The 15,972-nt window shown below is 67.0% G+C and carries 12 protein-coding genes and 1 tRNA gene; 5 read left to right on the top strand and 8 right to left on the bottom strand.

Annotated elements, in window-relative coordinates; translation table 11 throughout:
* Nucleotides 1-101: 101 nt before the first annotated feature.
* Together ACZK45_RS15490 and ACZK45_RS15495 are read left to right on the top strand one after the other, a co-directional pair.
* Nucleotides 102-2,936: a TonB-dependent receptor gene (locus tag ACZK45_RS15490; protein WP_032128988.1), complete on the top strand. Its 2,835-nt coding sequence runs from the start codon at nt 102-104 to the stop codon at nt 2,934-2,936.
* Between the two features lie 138 nt (nt 2,937-3,074).
* A complete protein-coding gene (locus tag ACZK45_RS15495) occupies nt 3,075-4,496 on the top strand; it encodes a basic amino acid/polyamine antiporter (RefSeq protein ID WP_478444893.1) in 1,422 nt (473 codons plus the stop codon).
* A gap of 135 nt (nt 4,497-4,631) precedes the next feature.
* Here ACZK45_RS15495 and ACZK45_RS15500 read toward each other — a convergent pair.
* From ACZK45_RS15500 to ACZK45_RS15535, 8 genes are all read right to left on the bottom strand, one after another.
* Nucleotides 4,632-4,708 (bottom strand) — tRNA-Asn (locus tag ACZK45_RS15500).
* Between the two features lie 22 nt (nt 4,709-4,730).
* The gene (rlmH, locus tag ACZK45_RS15505; protein ID WP_005418108.1) at nt 4,731-5,201 is read right to left on the bottom strand and encodes a 23S rRNA (pseudouridine(1915)-N(3))-methyltransferase RlmH; all 471 of its coding nucleotides are present in this window, start codon (nt 5,199-5,201) and stop codon (nt 4,731-4,733) included.
* Between the two features lie 64 nt (nt 5,202-5,265).
* The gene (rsfS, locus tag ACZK45_RS15510) at nt 5,266-5,676 is read right to left on the bottom strand and encodes a ribosome silencing factor (RefSeq protein WP_005418109.1); all 411 of its coding nucleotides are present in this window, start codon (nt 5,674-5,676) and stop codon (nt 5,266-5,268) included.
* Nucleotides 5,677-5,734: 58 nt separating this feature from the next.
* Nucleotides 5,735-6,400: a nicotinate-nucleotide adenylyltransferase gene (gene nadD, locus ACZK45_RS15515; protein WP_197616009.1), complete on the bottom strand. Its 666-nt coding sequence runs from the start codon at nt 6,398-6,400 to the stop codon at nt 5,735-5,737.
* Between the two features lie 3 nt (nt 6,401-6,403).
* Complete coding sequence (gene holA, locus ACZK45_RS15520; RefSeq protein ID WP_032128985.1) at nt 6,404-7,441, bottom strand: DNA polymerase III subunit delta; 1,038 nt, start codon at nt 7,439-7,441, stop codon at nt 6,404-6,406.
* A 9-nt stretch (nt 7,442-7,450) separates the two neighbouring features.
* Nucleotides 7,451-8,035 (bottom strand): LPS-assembly lipoprotein LptE, encoded by a 585-nt coding sequence (locus tag ACZK45_RS15525; protein WP_032128984.1) that lies wholly within the window; start codon nt 8,033-8,035, stop codon nt 7,451-7,453.
* 136 nt (nt 8,036-8,171) lie between these two features.
* Nucleotides 8,172-10,814: a leucine--tRNA ligase gene (gene leuS / locus ACZK45_RS15530; RefSeq protein WP_121504589.1), complete on the bottom strand. Its 2,643-nt coding sequence runs from the start codon at nt 10,812-10,814 to the stop codon at nt 8,172-8,174.
* Between the two features lie 105 nt (nt 10,815-10,919).
* Nucleotides 10,920-11,522 carry a DUF998 domain-containing protein gene (locus ACZK45_RS15535; RefSeq protein ID WP_164080896.1) on the bottom strand — a complete coding sequence of 201 codons (603 nt, stop codon included), beginning with the start codon at nt 11,520-11,522 and terminating at the stop codon, nt 10,920-10,922.
* 125 nt (nt 11,523-11,647) lie between these two features.
* Between ACZK45_RS15535 and trxA the strand changes: the two genes are divergently transcribed.
* From trxA to ACZK45_RS15550, 3 genes are all read left to right on the top strand, one after another.
* Entirely contained in the window at nt 11,648-12,505 is an 858-nt protein-coding gene (gene trxA / locus ACZK45_RS15540; RefSeq protein ID WP_164080895.1) for a thioredoxin, read from the top strand.
* Nucleotides 12,506-12,612: 107 nt separating this feature from the next.
* Nucleotides 12,613-14,313, top strand: a complete 1,701-nt coding sequence (locus tag ACZK45_RS15545) for a FecR family protein (protein WP_032128980.1) — start codon at nt 12,613-12,615, stop codon at nt 14,311-14,313.
* Nucleotides 14,310-15,935, top strand: coding sequence for a CHASE2 domain-containing protein (locus tag ACZK45_RS15550; protein WP_346485094.1), 1,626 nt, complete (start codon nt 14,310-14,312; stop codon nt 15,933-15,935). The genes ACZK45_RS15545 and ACZK45_RS15550 overlap by 4 nt, the downstream gene beginning before the upstream one ends.
* Nucleotides 15,936-15,972: the final 37 nt, after the last annotated feature.

Raw genomic sequence — 15,972 nt, forward strand, 5'->3', positions numbered from 1 at the left:
AATTCACGACTTCGTCACCTGTCGGAAACCTAGATTGGTCCGTCCCGGAATCTTCCGGAGACAGCCCTCAACGCTACGGTTTTCCAGTTAGGAGAGAAGCTGTGAAACACCTGATCCAACGGCCCGCCAGCCGCCGCCGCACCACCCTGGCATCGTCCATCACCCATATCCTTACCGGCGGCACGCTGCTGCTGGTTGGCGCCGTGGCTTCCACCTCCGCTTTCGCGCAGGAAAAGGCCACCAACCTGGACCGCATCACGGTCACCGGTTCGAACATCCCGCGCACCAACACTGAAACACCGTCCCCGGTGCAGGTGGTGACCCGCCAGGAAATCGACCGTACGGGCAAGACCACGGTTGCCGAGTACCTGCAGACACTGACCGCCGACGGTTCCGGCTCCATTCCCAAGACCTTCGGCAACGGCTTTGCCGGCGGTGGTGCCGGCATCTCGCTGCGCGGCTTGGGCGCGGGTTCGACCCTTGTCCTGTTGAATGGTCGCCGCATGGCCACCTACGGCCTGGCCGATGACGGCCAGAAGGTTTTCACCGACCTGAGCACCATCCCGCTCGACGCCGTCGAACGCGTGGAAGTGCTGAAGGACGGCGCCTCGGCGATCTATGGTTCCGACGCCATCGCCGGCGTGGTCAACATCATCCTGCGCAGCGATTTCCAGGGCGCGATCCTCCGGGGCTCCTACGGCCTGTCTGGCGACAGCGATGGCGACGCGAAGAAGGCGACCCTGACCGCCGGTACCGGCGATCTGGCCACCGACGGCTGGAATGCCTTCTTCAGCCTGGATGTGGCAAAGACCGACGCGATCAAGATCAGTGATCGCAAGAACCGCAAGTGGATCGGTACCGGCGATACCCGCCCGTGGGGCTATGGCAACAACGCCCAGTTCCTCGGCGGCGCCTTCCTCAGCGGCAAGACCCGCGGCGGTGTTGGTCCGAACGGTTCGGTGTATGACGATCGCAATGTGACCAAGGACAATCCTGCCTTCCTGGTCGCATTGCCGGGCTGTGCTGGCCTGACCACCATTCCCGGCCAGACCGAGGCTACTGCACAGGCGCAGGGCTGCCTGTGGGATCCGAACCAGCTGTATCGCGATCTGACCCCGGAAGAGAAGTACGTCAACGTGTTTGGCCGTGCCAGCTTCGCGTTTGGTGAAGGTGGCGAGATCTACACCGAAATCGGCTACTCGAAGAAAGAGACCACCTTCAGCAACACCCCGTCCGGCGTATCCGGCAGCTGGGGCTTCCCCGAAGGCCCGGTCAACGGCAACAGTGGCCCGGGCGCAGTGGTGCTGGGCCCGAATCATCCTGACAATCCCATTCCCGGCCAGGCCTCGCGCCTGCGTTATTCGGCGTGGGATGTCGGGCCCCGCGTGACCAACAACACCAATGAGTTCACCCGCTTCCTGGTCGGCGTCAAGGGCAACTGGGGCGACTGGAGCTACGACACCGCCTATCTGCACTCGGGCACTGATCTGGTCAACAAGCGCACCGGCTTCCTCAACTACGACAACGTACGTTGCGCATTGGCCAACCCGAACTGCGCCGGTGGTGTTTGGCGCATCGGTGACAACGCGGGCATGAACTCGCAGGCGTTGTACGACTTCATCTCGCCGGATATCAGCGCCCGCGCCAAGTCCAGCCTGGACATGTTCGACTTCACCGTGTCGCGCAGCCTGATGGACCTGAAGGGTGGCCCGCTGGGCCTGGCATTGGGTACCGAATGGCGCAAGACCAGCAACAGCCTGACCCCGCAGACCTACACCGACAAGGGCCAGATCATCGGTCTGGGCTACTCGGCCTACGACGGCACCCAGAACGTGTACGCAGGCTACGTTGAGCTGTCTGCGCCCGTGCTGGAAACCCTGGAACTGTCCGGTGCGGTTCGCTACGACAAGTACGAGAGCGGTGAAGGCAAGGCCACGCCGAAGATCGGCATCAAGTGGACCCCGGCCGACTGGATCGCACTGCGTGGCAGCTACGCCGAAGGCTTCCGGGCACCCAACCCGGCCGAGAACGGCGATGGTGGCCTGGCAGCGTTCTCCAACGCGTCCGATCCGGTACGTTGCCCGAACGGCAACCCGGCACCGGGTGCCACCGGGGATGACTGCGGTGCCCTGCCGGTGGCCATCATCACCCGCCCGAACAAGGATCTGAAGCCGGAAGAGTCCAAGAGCTACTCGGTGGGTATCGTCCTGCAGCCGACGTCCACGACCTCGCTGACCATCGATGCCTGGCAGATCAAGCGCACCAACGAAATTGCCCAGGGCAGCACCTCCGAAGCCATTGCCGCCGGCAACGTGTTGCGTGACAGCAACCTGCTCAACGGCGTGCCCGGCACCGGCAGCATCCTGGCAGTCAACACGCAGTACATCAATGCCGCATCGACCCGGGTCCGGGGTATCGATACCGATATCCGCCAGACCTTCGACATCGGCCCGGGCCAGCTGGAGATGGACCTGCAGTGGAGCCATGTGCTCAAGTTCGAGCGCACCGATGCCGACGTGACGGTTGACTACGCGGGTACTCACGGCAACTGCGACGTGACCAACTGCATCGGCACCCCGAAGGACCGCATCAACTTCGGCACCACCTGGAGGCAGGGTCCGTGGAGCGTCAGCGGCGTTGCCAACTACATCTCGAAGATGGACAACAAGGACTTCCGTGGTCCGAACGGCTCCTATCTGTTCGCGTATGCAGACGGAACGGACGTCAAGAAGATCTCCTCGTTCACCACCTTCGACCTGTCGGGCCGCTGGAACATCACTGAAGCCTTCGAGTTGAACGCCTCGGTGCAGAACGTGTTCGATCGCATTGCGCCGCTGGATCCGTCCACCTACGGCGGTGTCAACTACAACCCGCTGCACTTCAGTGGTGCCATCGGTCGCTACTTCACCGTCGGTGCCAAGTACACCTTCAAGTAATACAGGCAACACCTTTCAACGCAGCAACTTCGAAGGCCCGGGCAGCTGCCCGGGCCTTCGTCGTTCCGCCCCTTGCAGGCATGTTCACGGGCACATGGCTACCGTGTGCACGCGGCATCACCGCCGCAGGGGATCTGCATGGCCGCAACTTCGCAACGCCTGGGCCTGCCCGCGTTGACTGCACTGGTGGTCGGCTCGATGGTCGGCGCCGGCATCTTTTCATTGCCGCAGAACGTGGCGCGCAGCGCCGGGCCTGCCGCCGCGCTGATCGGCTGGGCCCTGAGCGGCGCGGGCATGCTGATGCTGGCCTTCGTGTTCCAGGCCCTGGCCAACCGCCGGCCTGATCTCGATACCGGCATCTACGCGTACGCACGCGAAGGCTTCGGCAACTACATCGGCTTCTCCGCTGCGTGGGGCTACTGGGTCGCCTCGGTGCTCGGCAACGCCAGCTTCTTCGTGCTGATATTCAGTGGCCTCGGCCACTTCATGCCCGTGTTCGGCGAAGGCAATACCCCGGCCGCCGTGGCCGCATCCTCATTGCTGTTGTGGACCGTGCACCTGTTGGTGCTGCGTGGCCTGCGCACTGCCGCCATCGTCAACGGCCTGGTGACCGTGGCCAAGTTGCTGCCGATCGCCCTGTTCCTGGTCCTGGCCGCCGGCGCGTTCCGCATGGACGTGTTCCGCGCCGATTTCCTCGGCGCGCCTGCACTCGGCGACCTCGGCCAGCAGCTGCGCGGCATGATGCTGGTGACCGTGTGGGTGTTCATTGGCATCGAGGGCGCCAGCATCTACTCGCGGCGCGCCGCACGCCGTGCCGACGTGGGTCGCGCCACGGTGATCGGCTTCCTCGGCGTGTGGCTGCTGCTGGTGCTGGTCAGCCTGTTGTCGATGGGCGTGCTGTCGCAGGCGGAACTGGCCGGACTGCCCAATCCGTCGATGGCCTATGTGCTGCGCGCCATTGTCGGCGAATGGGGCGCGACGGTGATCATCATCGGTTCGATCATCTCCGTTCTCGGTGCATTGCTGGCCTGGGTGCTGCTGTGCGCCGAAGTGCTCTATGCCGCCGCAGGTGACGGCACCATGCCGGCCTTCCTGGGGCGTGAGAACGCGCGCGGCGTGCCGGCCAATGCACTGTGGTTGAGCAACGGGCTGATCCAGTTGTTCCTGCTGCTGGTGCTGGTCAATTCCGGCAGCTATACCGGGCTGGTGCTGCTGGCCGCGTCGATGAGCCTGGTGCCCTACTTCCTGTCCACGGCATTCGGCGTACAGCTGGCCTGGCGTGGGCAGGCCTATGCCGGTGAACCAGGCGTGCGCTGGCGCGATTTCGTGGTCGCACTGCTGGCCAGCGCCTATGCGCTGTGGCTGGTGTATGCCGGCGGGCTGGACAACCTGCTGCTGTCGGTACTGCTGTACGTGCCCGGCGTGGCGTTGTTCGCATTGACCCGGCACCAACGCGGCGAACAGGTATTTACGCGTTGGGAAGGGGTACTGTTCGCTGCGATCCTGGTTGTGGCGGTTGCTACGCTGGTGGCGTTCTGGCGAGGCAATCTCACGCTGTAGACCCGAGCCCAGGCTCGGCTGGTTCATCCGCAGCAGCCGAGCATGGCCCGGCTCCACAACAGCAGTCGCGCAACCTCGACGCTACAAAGACGCAAAAAAAAACCTGCATCTCGCGATGCAGGTTTTTCAACAAGGTGGCGCCCGAAGTTGGACTCGAACCAACGACCCCCTGATTAACAGTCAAGTGCTCTAACCGGCTGAGCTATTCGGGCAGACGACTAGTATAACCACTCTTCACGCGCGATGGTAGGGGTGATTGGCAATCATTGCGGCAGCCCGATACAGCTGCTCGGCCACCACCAGGCGCACCAGCATATGCGGCAGCGTCAGCGGACCGATCGACCACTTCTCATCGGCCAGCGCGGACACCTCCGGCGAATGCCCTTCCGGGCCACCGATCAGGAACGCCAGGTCCCTTCCCTGCCCGCGCCAGTGTTCCAGGCGCTGCGCCAGCTGTTCGGAACTGAGCTGGCGGCCCGGCACGTCCAGCGCCACCACATAGGCATTCTTCGGCAGCGCAGCGATCACCCGCTTGCCTTCGTCTTCAGTGGCGCGGCGCGGATCACGCCCCTTGCCGCGCAGGCCGGGTTCGATTTCCACCAGCTCGAACGGCAGCCAGTGCGACAGCCGCTTCTGGTACTCGGCGAAGCCCTGCGCCACCCAGCTGGGGGCGCGTTCTCCGGTGGCGATCAGGCGGGCTTTCATCAACGGTCCTCCAAAACGTCGACGGCGCCATCGGCGCCGTCGAAGGGATGCATCAACGCGTGGCTCAGGCCACTTCGTCGTCGCTGGACGGCGGCTGGTCGCCGACGGTCCACAGGCGCTCGAGAGCGTAGAACTCACGCACGCGCGGCAGCATCACATGGACGATCACGTCGCCCAGGTCGACCAGCACCCACTCGGCTTCGCGCTCGCCTTCCACGCCCAGCGGCATCACGTCGATGTTCTTGGCGAAGCGCACGACTTCGTCGGCAATCGACTTGACGTGGCGGGTCGAGGTGCCCGAAACGACGATCATGTAGTCGGCAACGCTGGACCGGCCGCGCACGTCGATCTCGACCAGGTCCTTGGCCTTCAGGTCTTCGGTGGCTTGGCGGACGCTGGCCAGCAGTTCCGGCACGGACGGCGGCGGGCTGGGCAGATCGACCTTGATGGTCTGGGGCTGGGTCTGGTTGCTCAAAGTGGATCGACTCGATAAACGTGGGGGCGATTATACGGGGATGGCGCCGCTGCGCCATTCACGGCCTGGCCGGGCGGTACAGCCCGTGTGCAGCCACATAGTCCGCCACGCCGGGTGGCAGCAGGGCGCGCCAGGGGCCGCCGGCGGCGATCTGCGAGCGCACGGCGCTGGCCGATTCCTCGCGCAGCGGGTGGTGCAGGCGCAGGATGCGCCCGGCCGGGCTGGCGAACAGGGCCTGCTCGGTGTCGGCCCAACGCCCTTCCAGCGCCCGGCCCAGCTCGCCATCCACCGCGGCCTGCAACGGACTACCCGGGCGCTCCGCCACCACGAAATGAGCCAGCCCGAACAGCGCCTCCCATTCGTGCCAGCGGGACAAGCCAAGCAGGCTGTCGGCGCCGACCAGCCAGGCCAGCGGCCGGCTCGGCCCCAGCTCGCCGCGCAGCTCGCGCAGGGTGTCCACGGTGTAGGACGGCCGACCGGGGAAACGCGCCGCGCGTTCCAGCTCGCGGCGGTCCAGCAGCAGGCCTGGTTCGTCGCCGATGGCCAGCGACAGCATGGTGCAGCGCTGCTCGGCCGTGGCGCCGGGCACGGCACGGTGCGGCGGATCGGCCGCCGGCAGCATGCGCACGGCAACCTGCAGTTCATCACGGGCAGCCCGCGCGATCGCCAGGTGCCCGAGGTGCACCGGATCGAAGGTGCCCCCGTAGTAGATCCGCAGGCTCATTGCTCAGGCCCGCGCCAGCAGGCGCACGGCACGCGGTTCGGCCACAGCCACCAGCAGGCGCTCCAGCGCCAGCCAGGCATCGCCGTCGGCGCGCCCCTTGGCGATACGGTCGACCAGTCCCGCTTCAGCCACGAAGCGCTCCCAGCGCTTGCTTTCCGGATGCCGCTGCAGCGCGCGCTTGTACGGCGCCTGCCGCGATTCCCAGATGCCGCGCGATTTCATTTCGGCGGCCAGGTTGCCACCCCGGGCCTGCACCCGGGCCAGGCCAGCACCGGCCAGCAGCTCGCGGATCACCATCGGCATCAACGCAGCCACCGCCTCACCCTCGCCTCGCAGGCCGGCCAGCATGCGCAGCACCGCCGGCGGTTGCCCGGAGAATGTCGCCTCCACCAGCCGGAACACGTCATAGCGGGCGGCGTCGGCCACCAGCGACTCCATGCGCTCCACATCCAGCGGCTGGCCATCAGCCAACAGCGCCAGCTTGTCGATTTCCTGGGCGGCAGCCAGCAGGTTGCCTTCCACCCGCTCGGCCAGGCGCTGCACGGCGGCCGGGTCCGCGCGCAGGCCCTTGCCACGCAGGCGGCGCTCGATCCAGTCCGGCAGTTCGTGCGGCTTGATCGCCCACGCCACCGACAGCACGCCGATGCGGTTGACCGCTTCGGCCCACTTGCCCTGGTGCGCCTTGCTCCATTCGTTGGCGGTGATCATCAACACCACGTCCGGCGCCGGATTGGCGCAGAACTGGCTGATCACCTCGGCACCGTCCTTGCCCGGCTTGCCGCTGGGCAGGCGCACCTCGACCAGGCGACGGGCGCTGAACAGGCTGGGGGCATTGAAACTGGCGTCGAGCTGGTTCCAGTCGAAATCACGCCCATCGGCGTCGAACACTTCACGTTCGCCAATGCCCGAGGCGCGCGCACGTGCGCGGATGGCGTCGGCCGCCTCCAGCACGCGCAGGGTTTCCGGGCCGGCAATCAGGTAGACCGGCGCCAGCGCGGTATCAGCGCCCTGGCTGGCCAGCTGCTCCGGACGCAGTTCCATGCGCGCGGCTCAGTGCTTGGCTGCGGGGACCGGCTCGGCCGGTACCGCGCCTTCGATCGGCTTGTCCTTCGGCGCCGACAGGCTGCCGCCCTTCTCGATCTCGGCACGCACCACGCTGTCGATGCGGCGGATGATCGAGGCGGACATTTCCCGGCGCAGTTCATTGGCCAGGATTTCACGTTCGGTGGTGGTACCGGTGGCGTCGGTCGGTGGCGACACGTAGTCGCGCGACAGCTCGATCACCTGCTGCGGCACCAGTTCGCTGCCGTCTTCGCGACGGAAGATGAAGATCACCGCGTAGCGCAGGCTGTATTCCTGCGCACGGCCCTGCGAGTCGATGGCGATCGGCAGGTCGCCCCAGCGCTCGGACAGTACCTGCAGCTGGGCGCTGGGCTCCTTGCTGTCCTCATCGGCCAGCCTGGCGCCGGAGGCCAGCAGGCTGCGGTTGAGCAGCTTGACCAGTTCGCTGTACGGCGCAGTGGAAACCACCTTCACCGGTGCTGTGTCGGTCGGCAGCATCAGCTTGTTGCGCAGATGGAAACCGCAGCCGGCAAGGCCGAGGACAAGAACGAGGGCAAGCAGGATTCGGGTCATGGAGACAGTCTGGCGGAGCCGGGCGATCACGGCAACAGACAGCGTGCCCGAAGCCTCGTGAATGCAGGGCCATCAAACGCCGGGCCCTGCACCGGAATGGTACCGGCCACCACGCGGGTGGCCGGTACGGGGTACATCAGGCGGCGACGATGTTCACGATCTTGCCCGGCACGATGATGATCTTGCGCACCGTCAGGCCTTCCATGAACTTGGCCGCGTTGGGCTCGGCCAGGGCCAGTGCCTCGACCTGCTCGCGCGCGGCGTCGGCCGCCACGTCGATGGTGCCACGCAGCTTGCCGTTGACCTGCACGGCCAGGGTCAGCGCGTCGCGCACCAGCGCACCGGCATCGGCCTGCGGGAACGGCTGGTCTTCCAGCAGGGTCTCGCCATGGCCCAGCACCTGCCACAGGGCATGGCTGGCGTGCGGGGTGATCGGGTTGAGCAGCAGCACGATGGCCTGCAGCGCTTCCTGGCGTACCGCGCGCCCCTGCGCACTGCCGTCCTCGAACTTGGCCAGCGCGTTCATCAGTTCCATCACCGCGGCAATGGCGGTGTTGAAGCTGTGGCGGCGGCCATAGTCGTCACCGACCTTGCCGATGGTCTCGTGGGTCTTGCGGCGCAGTGCCTTCTGGTTGGCATCCAGTGCTGCAACATCCAGCGCCGGAGCGGCGCCATCGGCAGCATGCTTCTGCACCTGGGCCCACAGGCGGCGCAGGAAGCGGGCCATGCCATCCACACCGGCTTCGTTCCACTCCAGCGACTGTTCCGGCGGCGCGGCGAACATCGAGAACAGGCGCACGGTGTCGGCGCCGTACTTGTCGACCATCGCCTGCGGGTCCACGCCGTTGTTCTTCGACTTGGACATCTTCTCGGTGCCACCGACCACCACCGGCTGACCGTCGGCGATCAGGGTCGCGCCGGTGATGCGGCCGCGCTCGTCGCGCTGCACTTCCACATCGGCCGGGTTGATCCAGTCCTTCGAGCCATCCGGGTTCGGGCGGTAGTAGGTCTCGGCAATCACCATGCCCTGGCACAGCAGATTGCGCGCCGGTTCGTTGCTGTCCACCATCCGCGCGTCGCGCAGCAGCTTGTGGTAGAAGCGGAAATACATCAGGTGCAGGATCGCGTGCTCGATGCCACCGATGTACTGGTCGACCGGCAGCCAGTAGTTGCCGCGCTTGTCGACAGCATCACGGGCACCCGGCGAGGTGTAGCGGGCGTAGTACCAGCTCGACTCCATGAAAGTGTCGAAGGTGTCGGTCTCGCGCTCGGCCGCACCGCCACATTCCGGGCAGGTGGTCTTGCGCCATTCCGGATCGGTCTTGATCGGCGAACCGGTACCCGAGAATGCCACGTCCTCCGGCAGCACCACCGGCAGCTGTTCTTCCGGCACCGGCACCGCACCGCACTTGGCGCAGTAGATCACCGGAATCGGGCAGCCCCAGTAGCGCTGGCGGCTCACGCCCCAGTCGCGCAGGCGGTAGTTGACGCGGCGCTGGCCCTGGGCCTTGCGCTCGAATCGTTCGGCCAGGGCTTCGAAGGCACCCTGGAAATCCAGGCCATCGAACTCGGCCGAGTTGACCAGCTCGAAGGCACGGCTCTTGTCGCTGTACCAGTCCTGCCAGCGGCTGCCATCCCAGGTGCGCTCTTCTTCGGTGCGCGCATCCTTCAGCGCGATCACCTGCTTGATCGGCAGGCCGTACTTGTTGGCCACTTCGTTGTCGCGCTGGTCATGACCCGGCACAGCCATCACCGCGCCGGTGCCGTAGCCCATCAGCACGAAGTTGGCGACCCACACCGGCACCGGCTCGCCGGTGACCGGATGCAGCGCACGCAGGCCGGTGTCCATGCCGCGCTTTTCCTGGGTTTCCAGTTCCGCCTCGGACACGCCACCCTGCTTCAGGTCGGCCAGCATCGCGGCCAGTTCCGGGTTGTTCTTCGCCGCATGCAGCGCCAGCGGATGTTCGGCGGCGATCGACACGAAGGTCACGCCCATCACGGTATCCGGACGGGTGGTGAACACGCGCAGCGGATCCAGCACGCCGCCGTCAACGTCACGTACATCGAACTGGATTTCCAGGCCCTCGGAGCGGCCGATCCAGTTGCGCTGCATGGTCTTGACCGAATCCGGCCAGCCGTCCAGCTCGTCCAGGCCGTCCAGCAGTTCCTGGGCGTAATCGGTGATGCGCAGGAACCACTGCGGGATCTCTCGCTTCTCGACCAGAGCGCCGGAGCGCCAGCCGCGGCCGTCAATCACCTGCTCGTTGGCCAGCACGGTCTGGTCGACCGGGTCCCAGTTCACCACCGCATTGCGGCGGTAGGCCAGGCCCTTGCGCATCAGGCGGGTGAACATGCGCTGCTCGTGGACGTAGTAGTCCGGGCGGCAGGTGGCGAACTCGCGCGACCAGTCAACGGCATAGCCCATGGCCTTGAACTGGCCACGCATGTGCTCGATGTTCTTGTAGGTCCAGGCCGCCGGTGCGGTCTTGTTCTTGATCGCGGCGTTTTCCGCCGGCAGGCCGAACGCGTCCCAGCCCATCGGCTGCAGCACGTTGTGGCCGGTCATGCGCTTGTAGCGGCTGATCACGTCGCCGATCGTGTAATTGCGCACGTGGCCCATGTGCAGCGCACCGGACGGGTACGGAAGCATCGACAGGCAGTAGTACTTCGGCTTGTCCGAAGTCTCGTCGACTTCGAAGGCACGGGTGGCGTCCCAGTACTGCTGGGCGGCGGATTCAACCTGCTGCGGGTCGTAGGCGTTGGTTTCAGCGCTGGTCATGGAACACGCGGATGCGGCGGCAAAGCGGTACAGCGTACCGCAGTGCGGCAAACGTCTCCAATCCCGCCCGCTGAAGGCCGGCTCCGCGAGCGCCCGAGGCCGGTCTCAGCGCGGCCGCGACAACGGCAGGGCCAGGGCCAGCCAGGCCGTCCAGCAGGCGAACGCAAGCCGTTGTGCCAGCGGCGCCGCCAACACGCCCTGCAGGGCAAACGCCGCCAGCGCGGCCAGTACGCCACAGGCGAGCGCCACTGCGCCCAGCGCGCGGCCATGCGCCTGGCGCAACTGCGACGTGCCCAGCAACAGGGTCCCGGCAACGAAACCCAGCACCCAGATCATCCAGGCGCTGGCATGCAGCTGGCTGGCCGGCCCGTGCAGGTCATCCACATCCAGCGGCAGCAGTCCCATCGCGGCGAACGCCAACCCGGCCAGCAGCAGCATCTGGCTGCCCACCCGGGGCGCCCAGCCGGCGGTTGCCGGCAGCCCACGGCGCAGGCACTCGGCCACAACCACCGCCAGCAGGCCCGGCAGCACCAAGCCCAGCAGATTGAAGGCCAGCGCATGCGGCACCCCCTGTGCACCCAGCAGCGCCACCGGGTGGCGAGCCTGTGCGTAGCCATCCAGGCCGGCGCCGAAACCGAGCACCGCCAGCACGAACAGCAGTGCGGCGACCAGACCGGACAGGCGCAGCAACGGGGACAGGGACGACATGCAGGCTCCGGAAAGGACGGCGACAGGAAGGCGGCATTGTCAGGCATTTACTACAACCCGGGTTGAGACCGGCATCGATCGTCACCATAGAATCAGTCTCCAGACGCCAAACGATGCTTTCCCCCATGACCGAGACGACCTACGTATTCGACGCCACCACTGCGACCTTCGAGGCCGAAGTCCTGCAGAAGTCGCTGCAGACGCCGGTGCTGGTCGACTTCTGGGCCACCTGGTGCGGGCCGTGCAAGACCCTCGGGCCGATGCTGGAAAAGCTGGCTGCCGAGTACAACGGCGCCTTCGAACTGGCCAAGGTCGACGTCGACAAGGAACAGCAGATCGCCGCCGCCTTCCAGATCCGCTCGGTGCCGACCGTGTTCCTGGTGAAGGGCGGCCAGTTGGTGGACGGCTTCCCGGGGGCCATCCCGGAAGGCCAGCTGCGTGAATTCCTGGCCCAGCACGGCATCGTGCCGGCCGACATCGGCGACGCCGTCGCCGAAGACGAAGCGCCGCTGGACCCGCAGGCGCAGGTGGACGTGCTGCGCGCGCAGATCGCCGCCGAGCCGGACAAGGACGAGCTGAAGCTCGACCTGGCGCTGGCCCTGCTGCAGATCGGTGGCGTGGATGAAGCCGGTCTGCTGATCGATGGCCTGCCCGCCAACCTGGCCACCGACGACCGTGCCGTGCGTGCACGCGCCCGGCTGTCCTTCGCCTCGGCCCTGAAGGACGCCCCGGCCGCCGAAGTGCTGGACGCGCGCATCGCCGCCGATGGCAAGGACCTCAAGGCACGCCACCTGCGTGGCGTACAGCTGCTGCTCGGTGGCCACGACGAAGCCGCGCTGGCCCAGTTCCTGGAAATGCTGCGGATCGACCGCACGTTCGAGGACGGACTGCCGCGCAAGGCCCTGATCGACGCCTTCAATGTGATCTCCGACGAGGACCTGGTCGGCCAGTACCGCCGCCGGATGGCCTCCCTGCTGTTCTGAACGGGAACCCACTTCGTTCAGAATCCCTGCACTGAACGCGGGCAATAATGCGCGGGATGGCGGCCGTACGGTCGCCACGATCCGTTCGGGGGGATGAGGTCGGGGCCATGGGGTCTTGCAGCTGCGCCCCCGCATTGCCGGGATTGCAAACTGTGACCTTCGTCCGCTCGCTGTCGTTCGCCATGCGCTTCCAGGGCGCGCTGCTCTGCGCTCTTCTCTTCCTGCCGGCCATGGCCGCCGCCCAGGACTGGAACTACCGGGTCCGTCCCGGCGATACCCTGTGGGATCTGGGAGGCCTGTACCTCAAGCCTTCGGTGCGCTGGCAGCAGCTGCAACAGCACAACCGCATCGACAACCCCTACCAGCTGCCACCGGGGCAGCTGCTGCGCTTCCCGATCAGCTGGCTGCGCATCGAACCGGCACCTGCCCGCGTGCTGTCGGTGCGCGGCAAGGTCGAACTGTCAGGCGCCGATGGCAGTGCCTCGCGCGCGATACTCGCCGGGGAACAACTTCGCATCGGTGACACCGTGCAGACCGAAGGCGACTCCAGCGTCACGCTTGAATTCGCTGACGCCTCGCGCCTGCAGCTGCGCGAGTACTCCCGGCTGCGCCTGGACCAGCTCAGCCGCTACGGCCACACCGGTATGGTCGATACCCGCCTGCGCCTGCAGCAGGGCCGCGCCAGCAATCGGGTGACACCTGCCCGTGGCCCGGCCTCGCGCTACATCATCGATGCACCTACGGCGACCAGCAGCGTGCGCGGCACCGTCTTCCGGGTCAGCGCCGGTGACACCGGCCAGGTGGCTGCCACCGAAGTACTACAGGGCAAGGTGCAGGTCGGCAACACCCACGGCAAGCGCCTGGTCCAGCCTGGACAGGCCAGCCGCAGCAGCAGCGCCGATGCCGCACCGGACGCTGTCTCCGCCCTTCTTCCAGCGCCGCAGCTGCGTAGCGACGAGGTGCGCCTGGCGCCCCTGCCGACCCTGCTTGCCTGGGACCCCGTCGACGGCGCCGCGCGCTACCGCGTGGAAGTGGTACAGGCAGCGACGCCGGAAATCCTGCTGTTTGCCGCCACCACCGCCGACACCCGGCTGGCGATCGGTGACCTGCCCCCCGGCCAGCTGCGCATCCTGTTGCGCGCGGTGGATGCACAGGGCGTGGAAGGCCTCGACGCCAGCGCCGATTTCGAACTCAGCGACCAGCCCCCGCCGCCGCTCACCGTGGCCCCCCTGCATGGGCAGACCGTCAACAGCGACCGCCCGCGCTTCCGTTGGAGCCAGGCGCCGGGCGCGCGCAGCAGCGTGCTGCAGATCGCCACCGAGCCGAGCTTCGTGCAGCCACTGCAGGAACAGAGCACCCCTGGTACCGACCTGCGCCTGGCGCAGCCGCTACCGCCCGGAGAGTACTTCTGGCGGGTGGCGTCGCGCGACGGCAACGGCCATCAGGGCCGCTACGGCCAAGCCCTGCCCCTGCAACTGAGCAATGAACCGGTCGACCCTGCCCTGCAGCCGCCTGAGGCCGCGCATGGCGAACTGACCCTGCGCTGGCAGGCCGGCAGCGAAGGCCAGCAGTACCGGGTGCAGGTGGACCGTCGTGGCGACTTCAGGGCGCCCCTGGTCGACCAGACCGTGAGCGAGCCGCAGGTCAGCTTCAAGCGGCCGTGGAGCGGCACCCTGCATGTGCGTGTGCAGTACATCGACGACGATGGTCATGCGGGTGAGTACTCACCGGCCCAGCAGATCAAGCTGCCCTGCCGCCTGTGCTACGGCGCCGGTGGTGGCGCCCTGCTGCTGTTGCTGTTGTTATGAGGCGCTCGCCGCTGCCGTGGCCGAAGCGGATCCTGCTGGCACTGCTGGCCGGGGTGCTGACGGTGATCGCCAGCCAGGGCCAGTGGCTGTGGCGACAGGACGAAGCGGCCTACGACGCCATGGTCGGCAACTGGGACTACCGCCCCGACCCCAGCGTGCTGATCGTGGCCATCGACGAGGGCAGCCTGCAGCGCATCGGCCAATGGCCCTGGCCCCGCTCGATCCATGCCCGCCTGCTCGACCGGCTGACCGATGCCGGTGCCGAGCGCGTCGCACTGGACCTGATGCTGTCCGAACCTGATCGTCGCGACAGCCGCCAGGACGATGAACTGGCCGCCGCGATACGCCGCAACGGCCGGGTGGTGCTGCCGGTACTCGCGGCACCGGCCGCCGGCGACCGCATGGCCGAGGAAATGCTGCCGATTCCGCAGATCGCGGCCAGTGCCGCAGCGATCGGCCACACCGATGTGGAAGTGGATGGCGATGGTGTCGCGCGCGGCGTGTACCTGCGTGCCGGCATCGGCCAGGCCCACTGGCCAGCACTGGGCCTGGCGCTGGCCGACCTGCCCGCGGGCGCGGTGCACGGCCTGCCCGACCCCGACCCGGAGATCGGTTCGCCCTATCAATGGCGGCGCAACGACTACGTGCGGGTGCGTTATGCCGGACCGCCCGAACGCCTGCCGCAGGTGTCCTATGCCGATGTGCTGGATGGTCACGTGGACATGGCGATGCTGCACGGCCGCCGCATCGTGGTGGGCATGACCGCCAGCGGCATCGCACCGCGGCTGCTGACCCCGACCACCCGCGAGTTCTGGATGAGCGGCAGCGAGTACCAGGCCAACATCGCTTCGATGCTGCTGCAGCACAAGCAGATCGACCTGCTGCCCCGTCTCTGGCAGCACGCCATCAGTGGCGTCCTGGTGGCACTGTGCGTGATCCTGCTCGGCCTGCGCCTGCCATGGCTCGCGGCGCTGTGCTCGCTGCCGCTTCCACCGCTGCTGAGCTGGTTGCTGTTGCGCGCCGGTGACCTGTGGTGGGCACCGGCCAGCGCCATGCTGGGCATCCTGCTGGTGCTGCTGGCCTGGGCGACCTGGCGCATCTCGGCCTGGCACCGCCTGGCCAACCGCGATGCGCTGACCGGTCTCGGCAATCGCCTGCGTTTCGAGCAGTCGCTGCAACAGGAATGCGATGCCGCGCGACGCAGTGGCAAGTCCTTGAGCCTCGCACTGATCGACGTTGACCATTTCAAGCGCCACAACGACCGCCACGGCCATCAGGTCGGCGACCGCGTGCTGCGCGATGTTGCACGCCTGATCGGTGCGCATGCGCGACGCCCACGCGACATGGCCGCGCGCTACGGTGGCGACGAGTTCGCACTGGTGCTGCCTGATACCCCGGCCGAAGGCGCGCGCCAGGTCATCGAGGACCTGATTGCCTGCGTGCGTGCACTGCCGGCGCCCGGTGACGGCAGCGAAGCAGGCGTCACCCTCACCATCGGCGTGTTCACCCGCGTACCCGACGGCACGCTGCAACCACACCATTTCGTCGAAGGCGCCGACACCGCGTTGTACCAGGCCAAGGCCAACGGCCGCGACGGGTATGTCATCGACGGCGAGGCGTGACCCTCGCCGCCCGGGGTGCAACATACGCATGCGAATG

It is taken from the genome of Stenotrophomonas sp. 63632_Sma (genome assembly GCF_056482875.1).